This window comes from Paracoccus binzhouensis (assembly GCF_016446475.1).
Classification (GTDB): Bacteria; Pseudomonadota; Alphaproteobacteria; order Rhodobacterales; family Rhodobacteraceae; genus Paracoccus; species Paracoccus binzhouensis.
Genome location: NZ_JAEHFP010000092.1, coordinates 1 through 17,687 on the forward strand (window position 1 = coordinate 1; position 17,687 = coordinate 17,687).

The window sequence follows — 17,687 nt, forward strand, 5'->3', positions numbered from 1 at the left end:
CGGGGCTGGGTGCTGGGCAGGACCTTGGCGATTTCGCAGCCGGGCTTGGCCTGGCCCATGCGGGCGGCGGCACCGCCATGGTCCGCAACCCGCTGCCCCCCGATCCGGCCGCTGCCGATCCGCTGCCCCCCGATCCGACGACCTATGCCCTGATCTCGCAAGCCCTGGGCTGAACGGAGACTGCCATGCTGAGCAATTCCCTTGCCGAGCTCGACCGCCGGCACCTGATCCACCCGGTTTCCTCGTTTCGCGGCCACGAGGCGCGCGGCGTGCGCATCCTGACCGGCGGGCAGGGCGCCACCGTCACCGACAGCCAGGGCCGGACGCTGATCGATGGCTTCGCCGGCCTGTGGTGCGTGAATGCGGGCTATGGCCACGACAGCATCGTCGAGGCTGCCGCCGCGCAGATGCGCAGCCTGCCCTATGCCACCGGCTATTTCGACCTGGGCGCCGAGGCGCCGATCCGCCTGGCCGCCGCGCTGGCCGAGCGGGCGCCCGGCGATCTGAACCATGTCTATTTCACCCTGGGCGGCTCGGACGCGGTGGACAGCACCATCCGCTTCATCCGCTATTACTGGCATGCCCGGGGGCAGCCGGGCCGCGACCAGTTCATCTCGGTCGCGCATGGCTATCACGGCTCGACCAGCATGGGCGCCGGGCTGACGGCGCTGCCGGGCTTCCATGACGGCTTCGGCGTGCCCCATGACTGGCAGCACAAGATCTCGTCGCACGACCTGTATCGCAACCCCCTGGGCGGCGATCCGCAGGCGGTGATCGCCGCCTCGGTGGCGGAGCTGCGCGCCAGGATCGAGGCGCTGGGCCCGGAGCGGGTCGCCGCCTTCTATGTCGAGCCGATCCAGGGCTCGGGCGGGGTGCTGGTGCCGCCCAAGGGCTGGATCAGGGCGATGCGGGATCTCTGCGCCGAATACGGCGTGCTGTTCGTCGCCGACGAGGTCATCACCGGCTTCGGCCGCACCGGGCCGCTGTTCGCTTGCGACGAGGAAGGCATCGTCCCCGACCTGATGACCACGGCCAAGGGGCTGACCTCGGGCTATGTGCCGATGGGCGCGGTCCTGATGCGCGACCATGTCTATGAGACCATCGCCGATGGCGCCGGTGCCCGGGCCGTCGGCCACGGCTTCACCTATTCCGCCCATCCGGTCAGCGCCGCCGTGGCGCTGCAGGTGCTGGCGCTCTACGAGGGCGGCTTGCTGGAGAACGGCCGCCGCGCCGGGGCCCGGCTGCTCGCGGGGCTGGAGGGCCTGCGCGATCATCCCCTGGTCGGCGACGTGCGCGGCCGCGGCATGCTGGCGGCGGTCGAGCTTGTCACCGACAAGGAGGCCAGGACCCCGCTGCCGCCCGAGGTCCAGCCCGCGACGCGGCTGTTCGACCGGGCCTGGGACCAGGGGCTGATCCTGCGGTCCTTTGCGCAGGGCGTCTTCGGCTATGCGCCGCCCCTGTGCTGCACCGAGGAGCAGATCGACCAGATCGTCGCCCGCACCCGCAAGGTCCTGGACCTGACGCTGGAAGACCCGGAAATCCGCGCGGTCCTGCGCTGATGGCGCTGCTGCTACATTCCACCCCGGAACGCGGGGCAATCTGGGCCCGGATCTTCGCCCAGGCGGGCGAGCCCTTCGTCGCGGGCGAGGCCGGCGTCGCCGATCCGGCGCAGGTCACGCATCTGGCCTGCTGGACCCCGCCCGCCGACCTGGCGCGCTATCCGAACCTGCGCACGGTGATCTGCGTGGGGGCGGGCACCGACCATTTCCCGCCGCTGCCGGAGGGCGTGGCGTTGGTGCGCACCATTGCCCCGGGGATCGAGGCCATGGTGCGGGACTGGGTGGTGATGGCGGTGCTGGCGCTGCATCGGGAACTGCCGGCCTATCTGGAGCAGGCCGGGCGCGGCGACTGGCGGCCGCGCCCGGCCCGGCTGGCCGCCAGTCGCCGCGTCGGCATCATGGGCATGGGCCGTATCGGCCGGCTGGCCGCGGGCAGCCTGCAAGCCTTGGGCTTCGCCGTTTCGGGCTACAGCCGCTCGGGGGCGCCGGTCGAAGGGCCGGTCGAGGGCATCGAGACCTTCGGCGCGGACCGGCTGCCGGCCTTCCTGGCCGGGGCCGACATCCTGGTCTGCCTGCTGCCGCTGACCGACCGCACCCGCGGCCTGATGAACGATGCCTTCTTCGCCCGTCTGCCGCGCGGTGCCGGGCTGGTCCATGCCGGGCGCGGCGCGCAGCTGGACATGCCTGCGCTGCGCCGGGCGCTGGACGGCGGCCGGCTTTCCGCCGCCATGCTGGACGTGACCGATCCCGAGCCGCTGCCGGCGGATCACTGGGCCTGGCGCGACCCGCGGGTGCTGATCACCCCGCATGTCGCCGCCCATACCGATGCCGAGGAAGGCGCCCGGCACGCGCTTGCCGTCATCCGCGCCGATCGCGAGGGCCGGCCTGTGCCGGGCCTGGTCGACCGCGCGCGCGGCTACTAGTGCCCGGGCCGGGGCCACGCGATATGCCGCGCCCCGGGCCAATACGGAAGAATCTGCTGCGTCGGACCCGTGTTTCGGCGTTTTGCGACCCCGGAATGAAGCAATCTGGATGTGACGGGGCGGTGACCGCCCCCGCGCTTCCGCCGACCCGACCGCCGCCCCCGTGCGGCATCTGCGAAAGGAAGTTCCCATGGCCACCCTGACGGCGGCGAAACCCCTGGACCGCTTTTCCTATGTCAGCTTCGACGTGGTAGGCACGCTGATCGATTTCGAGGCCGCGATCACCGGCGCGCTGGAAAAGATCGCCGCGGATGCCGGCATGACCGTCGACGGCGAGGCGGCGCTGGCCGTCTATCGCGACGCCCGCCGTCAGCCCGGCGCGCTGCGCTTTCCGGACGACCTGGGCCGCTGCTACGTGCAGATCGCCGCCGCCACCGGCCTGCCCGACACGCCGGAAAACCGCCGGTTCATGGTCGAGGCCGTGGGCGAGGCGCGGCCCTTTGCCGACAGCGTCGCGGCGCTGGCCCGGCTGAAGGCGCGCTACAGGCTGATCGCCATGACCAATGCCCGCCGCTGGGCCTTCGAGAAATACGAGGAGAAGCTGGGCAACCCGTTCTGGGCCAGCTTCACCACCGACGACACCGGCACGGAAAAGCCCGACCCGGGGTTTTTCCGGCAGGTATTCGAGGCCGTGGGCCGGGAGGGCGGCAGCCGCGACGACATCCTGCATGCCGCGCAAAGCCAGTATCACGACATCGGCATCTCGCGCGCATTGGGCATGACCAATGCCTGGATCCAGCGCCGCCATGCGCAGCCGGGCTATGGCGGGACCATCGAGCCGGCCGAGTTCACCCGCCCCGACTATCATTTCCACACGCTGATCGCGCTGGCCGAGGCCGCCGACGCAGCCTTCGACAACTGACATCCACCCGCCGAGCGGACGCCAGAGCCGCCGGCCAGAAACAGGGAAGACGACATGAAAGACCTCAAGCCGACCAACTGGACGGGCCGCGACGACGCGATGGTCGAAGCGGCGATCCGCCGCGGCGCCTCGCGCCGCGAGCTTCTGAAGATGCTGATGGCCTCGGGCGTGGCGCTGTCGGCGGGCGGCTCGCTGCTGCTGCGCGCCGGCCAGGCCGTGGCGCAAACGCCGGTCACGGGCGGCCACCTGAAGGGCGCCGGCTGGTCGGCCTCGACCGCCGACACGCTGGACCCGGCCAAGGCGTCGCTGTCCACCGACTATGTGCGCTGCTGCGCCTTCTACAACCGGCTGACCTTCCTGGACGAGGGCGGCGTGGTGAAAATGGAGCTGGCCGAGGCGGTCGAGACCACCGACGGCAAGACCTGGCAGGTCACCTTGAGGCCCGGCGTGACCTTCCACGACGGCAAGACCCTGACCGCGTCCGACGTGGTCTGGTCGCTGAAGCGCCACCAGGACCCGGCGGTCGGCTCGAAGGCCGCCGCCATCGCCGAACAGATGGCCGAGATCACCGCCGTGGACGACCGCACCGTCCGCATCGTGCTGGCCGCCGCCAATGCCGACCTGCCCACGATCCTGTCCTTGCATCACTTCATGGTCCTGGCCGAGGGCACCAGCGACTTCAGCAAGGCCAACGGCACCGGCGCCTTCCTGTGCGAGAGCTTCGAGCCGGGCGTGCGCTCGATCGGCACCCGCAACCCGAACTATTTCAAGGATGCCGGGCCCCATCTGGACAGTTTCGAATATTTCGCCATCTCGGACAACAATGCGCGGGTCAATGCCGTGCTGTCGGGCGACATCCACCTGGGCGCCGCGATCAACCCGCGCTCGATGCGCATGCTCGAGGGCCAGGACCAGGTCGTCACCTCGATCTCGACCGCCGGCAACTATACCGACCTGAACATCCGCCTGGACATGGCGCCGGGCGACAAGGCCGGCTTCATCGAGGGCATGAAATACCTGATGAACCGCGAGGCGATCACCAAGGGCGTGCTGCGCGGCCTGGGTGAAATCGCGAACGACCAGCCGGTCTCGCCCATGGACCGCTATCACAACCCGAACCTGAAGCCGCGCCCATTCGACCCCGAGCGCGCCAGGGCGCTGTTCGAGAAGGCCGGCGTGCTGGGCCAGCCCATCCCCATCGTCACCTCGGACGCGGCGAACTCGGCCGTGGACTATGCCATGGTGGTGCAGCAGGCCGGCAACGAGGCCGGGATGCCCTTCCAGATCGAGCGCGTGCCCGCCGACGGCTACTGGTCGAACTACTGGCTGAAATCGGCCATCCATTTCGGCAACATCAACCCGCGCCCGACGCCGGACATCCTGTTCTCGCTGCTTTACGCCTCGGACGCGCCCTGGAACGAAAGCCAGTACAAGTCGGAAAAATTCGACGCCATGCTGGTCGAGGCCCGCGGCTCTCTGGACGAGGAGAAGCGCAAGGCGATCTACTGGGAGATGCAGGAGATGGTCGCCAACGAGGCAGGCACCATCATTCCCGCCTATATTTCCAACGTCGATGCGCTGTCCTCGAAGCTCAAGGGCATGCGGCCGAACCCGCTGGGCGGGCAGATGGGCTATGCTTTCGCCGAATATGTCTGGCTGGAGGCCTGACCTCACCGCGCGCCCCGCGCCGGCCGCGCCGGGCGCCCCCTTCCCTGACGGAGATGCGCCATGCTGCGTTCCGCAACCACATGGATCTTGGTCGGCCAGCGGCTTGGCATCGCGCTGGTCACGCTGCTGATCGTGTCCTTCGCGGTGTTCTTCGCCACCGAGCTGCTGCCCGGCGACGTGGCCGAGGTGCTGCTGGGCCAGGCCGCGACCCCCGAGGCGGTGGCGGGCCTGCGCACCGCCATGGGCCTGGACGAGCCGGCGATCTGGCGCTTCCTGTCCTGGCTGGGCGGGCTGGCCACGGGCGATCTGGGGATGTCCTATGTCAACAAGATGGCCGTGGCCGACCTGCTGTCGGGGCGGCTGATGAACACGCTGCGCCTGGCGGGCATCGTCACGCTGGTCTGCGTGCCCGTCGCGCTGACCCTGGGCATCGCCGCCGCCATGTGGCGCGGTTCCTGGCTGGACCGGCTGGTCTCGGTGCTGACCATCTCGGTCATCTCGGTGCCCGAGTTCATGGTCGCCACGCTGGCGGTGCTGGTCTTCGCCGTCTGGCTGGACTGGCTGCCGGCGCTGAGCTTCGGCGTCAACGTCGATTCGCTGGGTGCGATGCTGCGCGCCTATGCGATGCCGGTCATCTCGCTGTCCTTCGTGGTCTCGGCGCAGATGATCCGCATGACCCGGGCGGCGCTGATCGAGACGATCAACACGCCCTATGTGGAAATGGCGCTGCTGAAGGGCGCCTCGCGCCGGCGCATGGTGCTGGGCCATGCGCTGCCCAACGCCCTGGGGCCGATCGCCAATGCGGTGGCGCTGTCGCTGTCCTACCTGGTCGGCGGCGTCATCATCGTCGAAACCATCTTCAACTATCCCGGGGTGGCCAAGCTGATGGTCGACGCGGTCTCGACCCGCGACCTGCCGCTGATCCAGAGCTGCGCGATGATCTTCTGCATCAGCTACCTGCTGCTGATCACGCTGGCCGACATGATCGCCATTCTCTCCAACCCGAGGTTGCGCCGTTGATGAGCCTTGCCTTGCGCCTTCCGACCCCGGCCCGGCTGGGATATTCCTTCAACTGGGTGGGCCGCATCGGCCTGGCGGTGATCCTGTTCTGGGCGGTGATCGCGGTCATCGGTCCCTGGATCGCCCCCTATCCGCCCGGCGACATGGTCGATTACGACTATTTCGGCCCGATGAGCGGCCAGTTCTGGCTGGGCAGCGACTATCTGGGCCGCGACATCCTGTCCCGCATCGTCATGGGCGCCCGCTACACGGTCGGCATCGCGCTGGCGGCGGTGCTGCTGGCCTGCGCGGGCGGCGTGGTCCTGGGCATGATCGCCGCGGTGATCGGCGGCTGGTTCGACACGGCTCTGTCGCGCTTCTTGGACGCCTTCAACGGCATCCCGCATCTGCTGTTCGGGCTGGTGGTGGTGGCCGCCGTGGGATCCTCGATCCCGATCCTGATCGTGACGCTGGCGGCGATGTATCTGCCGGGCTCCTATCGCTTCGCCCGTGCGCTGGCGGTCAACGTCAACACCATGGATTTCGTCACCGTGGCCCGTGCCCGGGGCGAGGGCTTCGGCCATATCATCCTGCGCGAGATCTTCCCGAACATCCTGGGCCCGGTGCTGGCCGACCTGGGGCTGCGCTTCGTCTTCATCGTGCTGGTGCTGTCCGGCCTGTCCTTCCTGGGCCTGGGCGTGCAGCCGCCGCATGCCGACTGGGGCGCGCTGGTGCGCGAGAACATCGAGGGCCTGAGCCTCGGCGCGCCGGCGGTGATCTTTCCCTCGATCGCCATCGCCTCGCTGACCATCTCGGTCAACATGTTCATCGACAACCTGCCCACCCGCATCAGAGACCGGAGCGAATGATGGATCAGCCGCTTGTTTCCGTGCGCGACCTGAAGATCGGCGCCAGGACCGATTCCGGCCGCGAGGTCGAGATCATCAAGGGCGTCGGCTTCGACATCGCCCCGGGCGAGATCGTGGCGCTGATCGGCGAAAGCGGGTCGGGCAAGACCACCATCGCCCTGTCGCTGATGGGCCATGCGCGGCCCGGCTGCGCCATCCAGGGCGGCACCATCCGCGTGGGCCGCCGCGACGTGACGGCGATGTCCGAGCGCCAGCGCGCCGCCATGCGCGGCACCGAGGTCGCCTATGTCCCGCAATCGGCGGCGGCGGCCTTCAATCCCGCCAAGCGCATCATGGACCAGGTGGTCGAGATCGCCGCCATCCACAAGCTGATGCCGCGCGAGCAGGCCGAGGCCAAGGCGCGGCAGCTGTTCCGCGCCCTGGCCCTGCCCGATCCCGACACCATCGGCAGCCGCTATCCGCACCAGGTCTCGGGCGGGCAGCTGCAGCGCCTGTCGGCGGCCATGGCGCTGATCGGCGATCCGGCGCTGGTGATCTTCGACGAACCGACGACCGCGCTGGACGTGACCACCCAGATCGAGGTGCTGCGCGCCTTCAGGTCGGTGATGGACAAGGGCGCCATGGCCGGCGTCTATGTCAGCCACGACCTGGCCGTGGTGGCGCAGATCGCCGACCGCATCATCGTGCTGAAGAACGGCGTGGTGCAGGAGGAAGGCACGACCGAGCAGATCCTGCATGCCCCCACGCATCCCTATACCCGCCAGCTTCTGGACGCCTTCGAGCCGGTGCCGCATGTCCCCGAGGCCCGGCCCGCCGCACCCGAGCCGATCCTTGCGGTGCAGAACCTCTGCGCGGGCTATGGCGCGGTGCGCGACGGCGTGCCGGCGGCGAAGATCCTGCAGGATGTCAGCTTCCAGCTGGAGCGCGGCCGCAACCTGGGGGTGATCGGGGAATCCGGCTCGGGCAAGTCCACCCTGGCCCGCGCCATCGCCGGCATCCTGCCCGCCTATCGCGGCAACCTGCTGCTGGACGGCAAGGAGCTGAAGCCGGCGCTGGCCGACCGCAGCAAGGACGAACTGCGCCGCGCCCAGATCGTCTTCCAACTGGCCGACACCGCGCTGAACCCCGCCCAGTCGATCGAATCGATCCTGGCCCGGCCGCTGGCCTTCTATCACGGCATGGCCGGCGCGGCGCGCACCGCCCGCGTGGTCGAGCTGCTGGACATGGTGCGCCTGCCCGGCCACCTGCGCCACCGCCTGCCCTCGGAACTGTCCGGCGGCCAGAAGCAGCGCGTGAACCTGGCCCGGGCGCTGGCCGCCGAACCCGAGCTGATCCTCTGCGACGAGATCACCTCGGCGCTGGATACGGTGGTGGCGGCGGCGATCCTGGACCTGCTGAAGGAATTGCAGCGCGAGCTGGGCCTGTCCTACATGTTCATCAGCCACGACCTGTCCACGGTCGAGGCGATCTGCGACGAGGTCCTGGTAATGCTGAAGGGCCGCGTGGTCGAGGCTCTGCCCGCCGCGCGCATGTCCGCCGAGGCGGCGCATCCCTATTCGCGGCTGCTGATTGCCTCGATTCCCCGGCTGGATACCGGCTGGCTGAAGGGGCTGGAGCGGGATCCCGCCCTGGTCGCGCAGTTCGCGGGGCGCTAGGTCCGGCTGGCAAAGGCCGGCGCCGGCCGCATCGAGGCTTGTCCCCGTGCACCGCCGGGCCCCGAAGGCCCGGCCGGCGCCCGCGCTAGCCGCGATCCGCGAACAGCCGGGTCAGCGGGATCTGCGTCTTGACGAAGGGCGTCTTGATCACGACGAAGCTGAAATACTTGTCCACCCCGACCTCGCGGTCGATCAGCGCCTCGATGATGTTCTGGTAATCGACGATGCCGGCGGTCACGAACTTGGTCAGGTAGTCGTAGCCGCCCGAAACCAGGTGGCATTCGATGCAGCTGTCGATGCGCTCCAGCGCCTCCTGGAAGCGGGCGAAATCCGGCGGGCGATGGTTCTTCAGCGTGAACTCGGTGAAGACGGTCAGCGTCTCGCCCAGCTTGGCCACGTCGATCTGCGCGGAATAGCCGGTGATGTAGCCGGCCTGCTGCAGTTTCTTGACCCGCATCAGGCAGGGCGAGGGCGACAGCGCCACCAGGTCGGCCAGTTCGACATTGGTGATCCGGCCGTTCTTCTGCAATTCGGCCAGGATCTTGATGTCGATGCGGTCCAGTTTGAGAGCCGGTGTCATTCAGAGATCCATCCCTTTCTGCATCCCTTCTGCTGCAATTCGGCGCCGCTGCCAACGGCCCGCGATTCGACAGGAAATGCCGTCGCCGCGACATGATGCGGCAGATGCGGCTGGCCGGGCGGCCTTAGCCTGCCCCGACAGCACCGGAGAATCCCATGCCCGCACCGCTTCTGCATATCGAGACCGCCAGCGAACTGCCCGCCCGGGCCGATTGCGTCGTGATCGGCGGCGGCATCGTCGGGGTCTCGGCCGCCTATTGGCTGGCCCGCGCCGGGCAGTCGGTCGTGCTGCTGGAAAAGGGCCGCATCGGCGCCGAGCAGTCCAGCCGCAACTGGGGCTGGTGCCGCCAGCAGAACCGCGATGCGCGGGAATTGCCGCTCTCGACCCGCAGCCTGGAGCTGTGGGAGCAGATCGTCGCCGACCTGGGCCCGGGCATCGGCTTCCGGCGCTGCGGCCTGCTCTATCTGACCGACGACCCGGCCGAGCTGGAGGGCTGGGCGGCCTGGGGCCGATTCGCGCGCGGCGAGGGGGTCGATACCCGGATGCTTTCGGCGGCCGAGGCGGCCGAGCGCGGCCGCGCCACCGGCAGGCCCTGGCTGGGTGGGGTCTGGTCGCCCACGGACGGCATCGCCGATCCGGCCAGCGCCGCGCCGCTGATCGCCCAGGGCATCGCCAGGCATGGCGGCCATGTGATCCAGTCCTGCGCCGCCCGCGGGCTGGAGCTGGAAGGCGGCCGGGTCGCCGGCGTCGTCACCGAGCGCGGCCGGATCCGCGCCGGCACGGTGGTCATGGCCGGCGGCGTCTGGGCCGGCAGCTTCCTGCACCAGCTGGGGCTGGCCTTTCCGCAGGCCTCGGTGCGCAGTTCGATCCTGTCGGTCATGCCCGGGGCCCGGGACATGCCCGACGCGCTGCATACCGCCGCCGTCTCGGTCACGCGCCGCGGCGACGGCGGCCATACGCTGGCGGTCTCGGGTCGGGCGAATGTCGATCCGACGCCCGGGATGATCCGTGGCGGCAGGCATTTCCTGCCGATGTTCGCCCGGCGCTGGCGGGCGCTGCGCCCCGGCGGGCTGCAGGCCTGGCGCGCCGGGTTCGACACGCGCGCGATCTGGGCGCTGGACCGGCCGACGCCGATGGAGCGGGCCCGGATCCTGGACCCCCGCCCCGCGCAGGCGCTGGTGAGAGAGACGCTGGCCCGCGCCCGTCGCCTGCTGCCGGCGCTGCGCGAGGTTCCGGTGCAGGCCTGCTGGGCCGGCTATATCGACAGCACGCCCGACGGGGTGCCGGTGATCGACGCCGATTGCGGCCCGCCGGGGCTGGTGCTGGCGGCCGGGCTGTCCGGCCACGGCTTCGGCATCGGCCCGGGCGTGGGCCACCTGGTCGCCGACCTGGTGCTGGGCCGGACGCCGATCACCGGGATCGCGCAATACCGGCTGGACCGCTTCAAGGCCAGCCAATGGGGCAAGGTCGCCGGGTTCTGAGATCATGCCGCGAACCGGGTGATGCGGAAATCCTCCAGCGGCGTCTCGCAGCGCCCGGTGGCGATCAGCTCGGCCATGGCGTCGCCCACCCCCGGCCCCAGCTGGAAGCCGTGCCCGCAGAAGCCAAAGGCGTGGAACAGCCCCGGCGTGGTGGCCGAGGCGCCGATCACCGGCAGCCCGTCGCCGACATAGCCCTCGGCCCCCGACCATTGCCGGATGACCGCGACCCGGCGCAGGGCCGGCGCCAGCCGGACCACGGCGCGCAGCTGCGCCGGCAGCCGCGCCGGATCGGCATGGGCGCGGCCATCCGCGCCGACGCGCACCCGCTCGACCGCGCCGCCGAAGACCACGTTGCCGCGTTCCACCTGCCGCAGATAGGCGCCGTGCTCGGCGGACCAGACCCCCACCACCGGCAGGATGCGGTGCGGCAGCGGTTCGGTCACGCCCATCTGCGGGCCGCGCACCTCGATCGGCACCGGCTCGCCGAACTGTGCCGCGATGGCCGCGCCGCGATGGCCGGTGCAGTTGACCAGCCGCTCGGCATGGAAGCGTTCGCGCGCGGTCTCGACCGTGAAGCCGGCGCGGATGGCGCGGATCTGCGCCTCTTCGACCAGCCGCGCCCCGGCCCGGGCTGCGGCCTCGGCGAAGGCCGGCGCGACCAGCCGCGGATTGGCCGAGCCGTCCCGGGGCGAGAAGGAGGCGGCGATGGCCTCGGGCCCAAGCCCGGGGAAGCGGCGGCGGATCTCGGCCGGCGCCAGTTCCTGCAGGTCAAGCCCCCAGGGGTGGGCATCCTGGGCGAAGCGGCGCATCAGCGCCAGGCCCTGCGCATCGAAGATCAGCCGCAGATGGCCGGTGGCGCGGAACTCGACATCGCGGCCCAGCAGCGCCTCGGCCCGGTTCCACAGCGCCAGCGACCGATGCGCCAGCGGCAGCTGCGGCAGGTAGCGGCCGCTGCGGCGGATATTGCCGAACGAGGCGACCGTGGCCCCGGCGCCGATGCGGCCGCTGTCGATCAGCGTCGTGGCGATGCCGCGGCGCGCCAGGAAGAAGGCTGTCGCGCTGCCCATCAAGCCGCCACCCAGAACGATCACCGACATTCGCGCCCCCTCGAAGCTTGCCCAAGGGAAGCGCGGCGGGCATGAAGGGTCAAGGACGGGTTCTTGGGTGGTCCATAAGCCAAACCTATGGGGGCGTGATGCGGGCGCGGCAGCTTGAGGTTTTCGTGGCGGTCATGCGGGCGGGGACGATCACCGCCGCCGCGCGGATGCTGAACATCTCGCAGCCGGCGCTGAGCCAGGTGCTGCTGCATGCCGAGGACGAGCTGGGCTTTGCGCTGTTCACCCGCGACAAGGGCCGCCTGCACCCAACCCCCGAGGCGCTGGAGTTGCTGCCCGATGCCGAGCGGCTGTTCGCCGGGCTGGAGGGCCTGCGCCGCAAGACCGCCGATCTGCGCCAGGGCCGGGCGGGGCTGGTGCGGATCGCGGCCTCGCCGCCGCCGGCCATGGCCTTCCTGCCGAAGGTGCTGGCCGCCTATCGCCGGGCCCATCCCGAGGTGCTGCTGCGCTCGCATGTCGCGCCCATCGCCGCCATCGTGGCGATGCTGCGCGCCGGCGACGTCGCCCTGGCGCTGGCGCTGGACGACGAACTGCCGCCCGATATCGGCGCGGAACGGCTGGGGGCGACCGGGTTCTCCTGCCTGCTGCCCAGGGATCACCCGCTGGCGCAGCGGCCGGGGCTGAGCCTTGCGGATCTGCAGGACCAGCCGCTGATCTCCTATCGCAACGCCACGCGGCCGCATCACGAACTGGCACAGGCCGCCCGCATCCAGGGCCTGCGCTTCGAGCCGCTGCTGGAAATCGACCTGTCGATCACTGCCGTCGGCTTCGTGCAGGCGGGGCTGGGGATCGCCGTGGTCGATTCGCTGCTGCCCTGGACGCAATTCGCGGGCATCGCCGTGCTGCCGCTGCAGGATGCCGCCAGCCTGCCCCTGTCGCTGCTGACCCTGCGCAGCCGCAGCCTGTCGCGGGCCGAGGATCTGATGGCCGAACTGCTGCGCAGGCATAAGCCGGACTTATAGACTGGCTCGCGATGCGTCTTGGACGCGTCGCGCCGGCCGTGCTTCCTTCGCCGCGAGCAATGGCGGAGAGGCAGCATGGACGGAACCGGGGCGGACTGGAAGATCGGCGTCGATATCGGCGGCACCTTCATGGATTTCTGCGCGCTCGAGGCGCGAACGGGCCGGGTCGCATCCCTGAAGGTGCTGACCACGCCCGAGGATCCGGGCGCGGAACTGCTGCAGGGCCTGCAGCTTCTGGCCGAGCGCGAGGGGCTGGACCCGGCCGCGGTCAGCCGCTTCGTCCATGGCACGACGGTCGGCATCAACACTATCATCCAGCGCAAGGGCGCGCGGCTGGCGCTGATCACCAATGCCGGCTTCGAGGACGTGATCGAGCTGGCCCGGCTGCGGATGCCCGAGATGTATTCGCTGTTCTGCCACCGCCCCGAGCCGCTGGTCGCCCGGGACATGGTCTTCGGCATTCCCGCCCGCATGCGCGCCGACGGCCGGCAGAGCGTAGCGCCGGACGAGGCCTCGATCGCCGATGCCGTGGCCCGCGCCCGGGCGGCGGGGGCCGAGGGGGTGATCGTGGCGCTGCTGCATGCCTGGCGCGACGGCGCGCAAGAGGCTGCCGTCAAGGCGCAGGTTGAATCGCTGGCGCCCGATCTGTTCGTCTTCACCTCGTCCGAGGTCTGGCCGGTGATCCGCGAATACGAACGCAGCTCGACGGCGATCCTGAACGGCTATGTCCACCCGCGGGTCTCGGGCTATCTGGCGGCGCTCGAGGCGCGGCTGGCCGGGCAGGGCGTGCCCGCCCGCGCCATGCTGACCAAGTCGAACGGCGGGCTGATGACTGCCCGCGAAGGTCGGCGCGACTGCGTGTCGATGCTGCTGTCGGGCACCGCCTCGGGGGTGATCGGCGCAAGCTGGCTGGCGCGCCAGGCCGGCGAGCAGCGCATCCTGACGCTGGATATCGGCGGCACCTCGGCCGATTTCGCGCTGATCGTGGACGGAGAGGTGCAGTTCGGCTCGGACGAGCTGATCGGGGAATTTCCCCTGCACATCCCGTCGGTCTCGGTCAGTTCCATCGGCATCGGCGGCGGCTCGATCGCCAGCGTGGACGCGCAGGGGGTGCTGCGGGTCGGGCCGGAATCGGCCGGGTCGAACCCCGGCCCGGCCTGCTATGGCCGCGGCGGGACGCAGGCCACGGTGACGGATGCCATGGCGGTCTGCGGCTGGCTGGGCCACAGCCAGATGGCTTACGGCCAGCTGCAGATGGACGTGGCCCTGGCCCGGCAGGCGGTTGGGGCCCTGGCCGAGCGGCTTGGCCGCAGCCCCGAGCAAACCGCGCAGGCGATCATCGACATCGCCATTTCCGAGATGTTCGTCGAGGTCGAGAAGCTCAGCTCGCGCGCCGGGGTCGACCTGCGGGACTTCGCGCTGATGCCCTTTGGCGGCGGCGGGCCGATGCTGGGCGCCTTCCTGGCGCGCGAGCTGGGCATGAGCCGGGTGATCGCGCCGCGACGGCCGGGCGTCGTCTCGGCGCTGGGCGGGCTGGTCGCGGACCTGCGCGGCGATTTCATCCGCACGGTCTTTGCCGATCTGGGTGCCGACCTGACCGCGCCGTTCCGGGCGCTCTGCGACGAGGGCCGGGCCTGGCTGGCGGCGCAGGGCCATCACGGCGCTGCCGAGCTGCGCCTCTCGGCCGACATGCGCTATGCCGGCCAGAGCTACGAGATCGAGGTCGAGCTTGAGCCGGACTGGCTGACCGAGCCGGCCCGCATCGCCCGGGCCTTCCACGCCACGCATCGCCGCATCTACGATTTCGACGACCCCGAGGGTCGGATCGAGCTGGTGAACCTGCGCCTGTCGGCCATCGGCGCCGGGCCGAAGCCGGAATTCCCGGTCAAGCCCGGCGCGCACGCCGCCGCCTGGTCCGCGCGGCATGTGCCGGTGCATCTGGGCGGCTGGCAGGACGTCCCGCTTTATGACCGTGCGGCCCTGACGGGGGGCGCGACGTTCAGCGGCCCGGCCATCGTCGCGCAGGAAGACACCACCTTCGCCATCCCGGCCGGCGCCGGCGCCCGGGTGGACGAGCACCTGAACATCCACCTGAGTTTCGCGGAGTAAGCCCATGTTCGACACGATGACGCTTCAGGTCCTGGCCAACCACGCCCGCGCCGCGGCCGAGAACATGGCCCATACCCTGCATCGCACCGCCCATTCCGCCTTCGTCAAGGAGACGCAGGATTTCACCGTCATGCTGATGGACAAGGGCGGCGACACCTTCGCCGTGCCGATGGACCTGGGCGCGACCTGGTATCCGGGCCTGACCTATGGCCGGGCCATCGCCATGGTCGACGACTATCGCCCCGGCGACGTGGCCTTCACCAACGATCCCTATTCCGGCCATGTCGCCACCCATGCCCCCGACACCCATCTGTGGAAGCCGGTCTTCGCCGGGGGCGAGATCGTCGCCTGGACCGGCGGCCATATCCACAATACCGACATGGGCGGCGCGGTGCCTGCCTCGCTGTCGCGGTCGCTGACCGAGATCCACCAGGAAGGCATCCGCTTCCCGCCGATGAAGCTGGTCCGCGAGGGTGTCTTCGACGAGACGGTCATGCGCATCATGCAGACCAACGTGCGCCAGCCGGCGCTGAATCTCGGCGACATCAAGGCGCTGGTCGGTGCGCTGACCACCGGCGAGCGCAAGGTGCACCAGATGATCGCGCGCTTCGGCAAGCGGGGCTTCGTCCAGGGCGTCGCGGCGCTGATGGACCAGGCCGAGGCGCAGGCCCGCGACATCCTGCGCGCGATCCCCGACGGCGATTACCGCTTCGCCGACTACGCCGACGAGGACAGCGACCAGGCCAATCCCTGCCGGCTGAACCTGGTGCTGAAGATCCGTGGCGACAGCGCGGTCCTGGATTTTACCGGCTCGGACCCGCAGCTGGCCAGCTCGCTGAACGTGCCCTCGGGCGGGGATCCGCGGCACACCATGCTGCTGGTCGGGGTGTATTACGTCCTTTACACGCTGAACCCGCGCATCCTGCTGAACACCGGGCTGACCCGGCCCTTCACCTGCATCGCGCCCGAGGGCACGGTCCTGAACCCGGTGGCGCCGGCCGCGGTGGGGATGCGGTCGCTGACCTGCGCCCGGCTGCGCTCGGTCATCTTCGGGGCGTTCTCGCAGGCCATCCCCGAGCGGATGCCGGCGGCGCCGGCCGGCAACAACTGCATCGTCAACGTGATGACCCGCGACGAGCGCACGCAACGGACCGTCATCGCCGCGGTGAACCCGGTGGTTGGCGGTGGCGGCGGCATGCCCTGGCGCGACGGCACCAACGGCTCGGGCGCCGATGCGGCCTATCTGAAGAACACCCCCATCGAGATCACCGAGACCGAGGTGCCGGTGGAATTCGTCCGCTACGGCCTGGCGCAGGACAGCGGCGGCGCCGGGCGCTGGCGCGGCGGGCTGGCCACCGAGATGGCCTTCCGGGTCTTTGCCCCCGACACCCGCATCACCGCCCGCAACCGCGACCGCAGCCTGTTCCGGCCCTGGGGGATCCTGGGCGGCAAGGCGGCGGGCCTGGCCGAGATGATCGTGAATCCCGGCACGCCCGACGAGCGCCGCACCGGCTCGGCCGACACGGCGATCCTGGGGCCCGGCGACGTGCTGCTGGTGCGCTCGGCCGGCGGCGGCGGCCGCGGCGACCCGATGGAGCGCGAGGTCTGGCGGGTCGAGCAGGACGTAGCGCGCGGCTATGTCTCGGCCGAGGCGGCGCGGCGCGATTACGGCGTGGTCGTGGGCGACCCGCAGGCCACCGCGGCGCTGCGCACGCGGGCGGTGCCGCCCCAGGGGCATTTCCATTTCGGCCCCGAGCGCGACGGCTACGAATCCCGCTGGACCGGGGCCGCCTATGACGCGCTGACCGCGATCCTGGCGGCGCTGCCCGTGCATTGGCGCTTCTTCGCCAAGACCGAGATCTTCCGCCGCATGGACGGCAGCGATCCCGAGGCGGTCCGCCGGGCCTTCGACGCCGTCTGCGCGCGCTTTCCCGACCTGCCGCGCCCGGCCCTGGACGAGGCCGCCGCATGACCGGGCCGGGACCGGGCCTGGCAAGGGGGCGTCTGGTGCGGCTGGCCGAGACGCATCGCCCGCCGGTGCCGTTCCGCTTCGACGGGCAGCCGATGGCGGGCCTGTCGGACGACACGGTGCTGACCGCGATCCTGACCGGGACCGATTCGCTGCGTGCGGCCGAGTTCGGGCCCGAGCGCCGCGCCGGCTTCTGCCTGATGGGCGCCTGCCAGGATTGCTGGATCTGGACCGAGGACGGCGCCCGGCTGCGCGCCTGCTCGACGCCGCTCACGGCGGGGATGCGGCTCTTGTCCGACGCGCCGCGGGACTGGCCGGCATGACCCGGGTGCTGATCGTCGGCGCCGGTCCCGCGGGCATCCGCGCGGCAGAGCGGCTAGTCCGGGCTGGATTGCGGCCGATCGTGGTCGACGAGGCGGCGCGGGCCGGCGGCCAGATCTATCGCCGCCCGCCCGAGGGCTTCCTGCGCCCGCCGCGCAAGCTTTACGGCTCGGAAGCCGCCAAGGCGCGGGCGCTGCATGCTCTGTTCGACGGCATGGCGGCGGCCGGGCGGCTGGACCACCGCCCGCAAAGCCTGGTCCATGCGCTGCACGCCGGCGTGGCGCATGTCGGCGCGCAGGCTATCCCCTATGACCGGCTGATCCTGGCGACCGGCGCCGCCGACCGGCTGGTCCCGGTCGAGGGCTGGCAGCGTGCCGGTGTCTATTCGCTGGGCGCGGCGCAGATCGCGCTGAAGGCGCAGGGCGTGGCGCTGGGCCGGCGGCTGGTGCTGGCCGGGTCCGGGCCGCTGCTGACCCTGGTCGCGGCGCAGCTGCTGGCGGCGGGGGCCGGGCTGGCGGCGGTGCTGGACACCGCCCCCCTTGCCGCGCAGGCCCG

The 17,687-nt window shown here is 70.8% G+C and carries 15 protein-coding genes; 13 read left to right on the forward strand and 2 right to left on the reverse strand.

Annotated features, from left to right (window positions below; translation table 11 throughout):
• Positions 1-185: 185 nt before the first annotated feature.
• From I9P22_RS17845 to I9P22_RS17875, 7 genes are all read left to right on the forward strand, one after another.
• On the forward strand, positions 186-1,559 hold the full coding sequence (locus I9P22_RS17845; RefSeq protein WP_199260843.1) for an aminotransferase class III-fold pyridoxal phosphate-dependent enzyme: 1,374 nt from the start codon (positions 186-188) through the stop codon (positions 1,557-1,559).
• Entirely contained in the window at positions 1,559-2,482 is a 924-nt protein-coding gene (locus tag I9P22_RS17850; RefSeq protein ID WP_199260844.1) for a 2-hydroxyacid dehydrogenase, read from the forward strand. The genes I9P22_RS17845 and I9P22_RS17850 overlap by 1 nt, the downstream gene beginning before the upstream one ends.
• Before the next feature lie 190 nt (positions 2,483-2,672).
• Positions 2,673-3,404, forward strand: coding sequence for an HAD-IA family hydrolase (locus I9P22_RS17855; protein ID WP_199260845.1), 732 nt, complete (start codon positions 2,673-2,675; stop codon positions 3,402-3,404).
• A gap of 54 nt (positions 3,405-3,458) precedes the next feature.
• Positions 3,459-5,072 carry an ABC transporter substrate-binding protein gene (locus I9P22_RS17860; RefSeq protein ID WP_199260846.1) on the forward strand — a complete coding sequence of 538 codons (1,614 nt, stop codon included), beginning with the start codon at positions 3,459-3,461 and terminating at the stop codon, positions 5,070-5,072.
• A 60-nt stretch (positions 5,073-5,132) separates the two neighbouring features.
• Positions 5,133-6,092 carry an ABC transporter permease gene (locus I9P22_RS17865; protein WP_199260847.1) on the forward strand — a complete coding sequence of 320 codons (960 nt, stop codon included), beginning with the start codon at positions 5,133-5,135 and terminating at the stop codon, positions 6,090-6,092.
• An 11-nt stretch (positions 6,093-6,103) separates the two neighbouring features.
• On the forward strand, positions 6,104-6,940 hold the full coding sequence (locus I9P22_RS17870; RefSeq protein ID WP_233253460.1) for an ABC transporter permease: 837 nt from the start codon (positions 6,104-6,106) through the stop codon (positions 6,938-6,940).
• Entirely contained in the window at positions 6,940-8,595 is a 1,656-nt protein-coding gene (locus I9P22_RS17875; RefSeq protein ID WP_199260849.1) for an ABC transporter ATP-binding protein, read from the forward strand. Before I9P22_RS17870 ends, I9P22_RS17875 begins: the two co-directional genes overlap by 1 nt.
• Positions 8,596-8,680: 85 nt before the next feature.
• Here I9P22_RS17875 and I9P22_RS17880 read toward each other — a convergent pair whose 3' ends face one another.
• Positions 8,681-9,175, reverse strand: coding sequence for an Lrp/AsnC family transcriptional regulator (locus I9P22_RS17880; RefSeq protein WP_199260850.1), 495 nt, complete (start codon positions 9,173-9,175; stop codon positions 8,681-8,683).
• Between the two features lie 155 nt (positions 9,176-9,330).
• On the opposite strand from I9P22_RS17880, the gene I9P22_RS17885 reads away from it, so the two are divergent.
• Complete coding sequence (locus tag I9P22_RS17885; protein ID WP_199260851.1) at positions 9,331-10,656, forward strand: NAD(P)/FAD-dependent oxidoreductase; 1,326 nt, start codon at positions 9,331-9,333, stop codon at positions 10,654-10,656.
• 2 nt (positions 10,657-10,658) lie between these two features.
• Here the strand turns inward: I9P22_RS17885 and I9P22_RS17890 are convergent, their stop codons facing one another.
• Positions 10,659-11,753 carry an NAD(P)/FAD-dependent oxidoreductase gene (locus I9P22_RS17890; RefSeq protein ID WP_199260852.1) on the reverse strand — a complete coding sequence of 365 codons (1,095 nt, stop codon included), beginning with the start codon at positions 11,751-11,753 and terminating at the stop codon, positions 10,659-10,661.
• Positions 11,754-11,851: 98 nt separating this feature from the next.
• Here I9P22_RS17890 and I9P22_RS17895 point away from each other — a divergent pair, with 98 nt between their 5' ends.
• From I9P22_RS17895 to I9P22_RS17915, 5 genes are all read left to right on the forward strand, one after another.
• On the forward strand, positions 11,852-12,733 hold the full coding sequence (locus I9P22_RS17895) for a LysR family transcriptional regulator (protein ID WP_199260853.1): 882 nt from the start codon (positions 11,852-11,854) through the stop codon (positions 12,731-12,733).
• Positions 12,734-12,808: 75 nt separating this feature from the next.
• Positions 12,809-14,842: a hydantoinase/oxoprolinase family protein gene (locus I9P22_RS17900; RefSeq protein ID WP_199260854.1), complete on the forward strand. Its 2,034-nt coding sequence runs from the start codon at positions 12,809-12,811 to the stop codon at positions 14,840-14,842.
• Between the two features lie 4 nt (positions 14,843-14,846).
• Complete coding sequence (locus tag I9P22_RS17905; protein ID WP_199260855.1) at positions 14,847-16,814, forward strand: hydantoinase B/oxoprolinase family protein; 1,968 nt, start codon at positions 14,847-14,849, stop codon at positions 16,812-16,814.
• Positions 16,811-17,134: a (2Fe-2S)-binding protein gene (locus I9P22_RS17910; RefSeq protein ID WP_199260856.1), complete on the forward strand. Its 324-nt coding sequence runs from the start codon at positions 16,811-16,813 to the stop codon at positions 17,132-17,134. Before I9P22_RS17905 ends, I9P22_RS17910 begins: the two co-directional genes overlap by 4 nt.
• Positions 17,131-17,687 (forward strand): FAD-dependent oxidoreductase (locus tag I9P22_RS17915; RefSeq protein ID WP_199260857.1); only part of this gene is annotated, 557 nt, incomplete at its 3' end. The genes I9P22_RS17910 and I9P22_RS17915, both read left to right, overlap by 4 nt.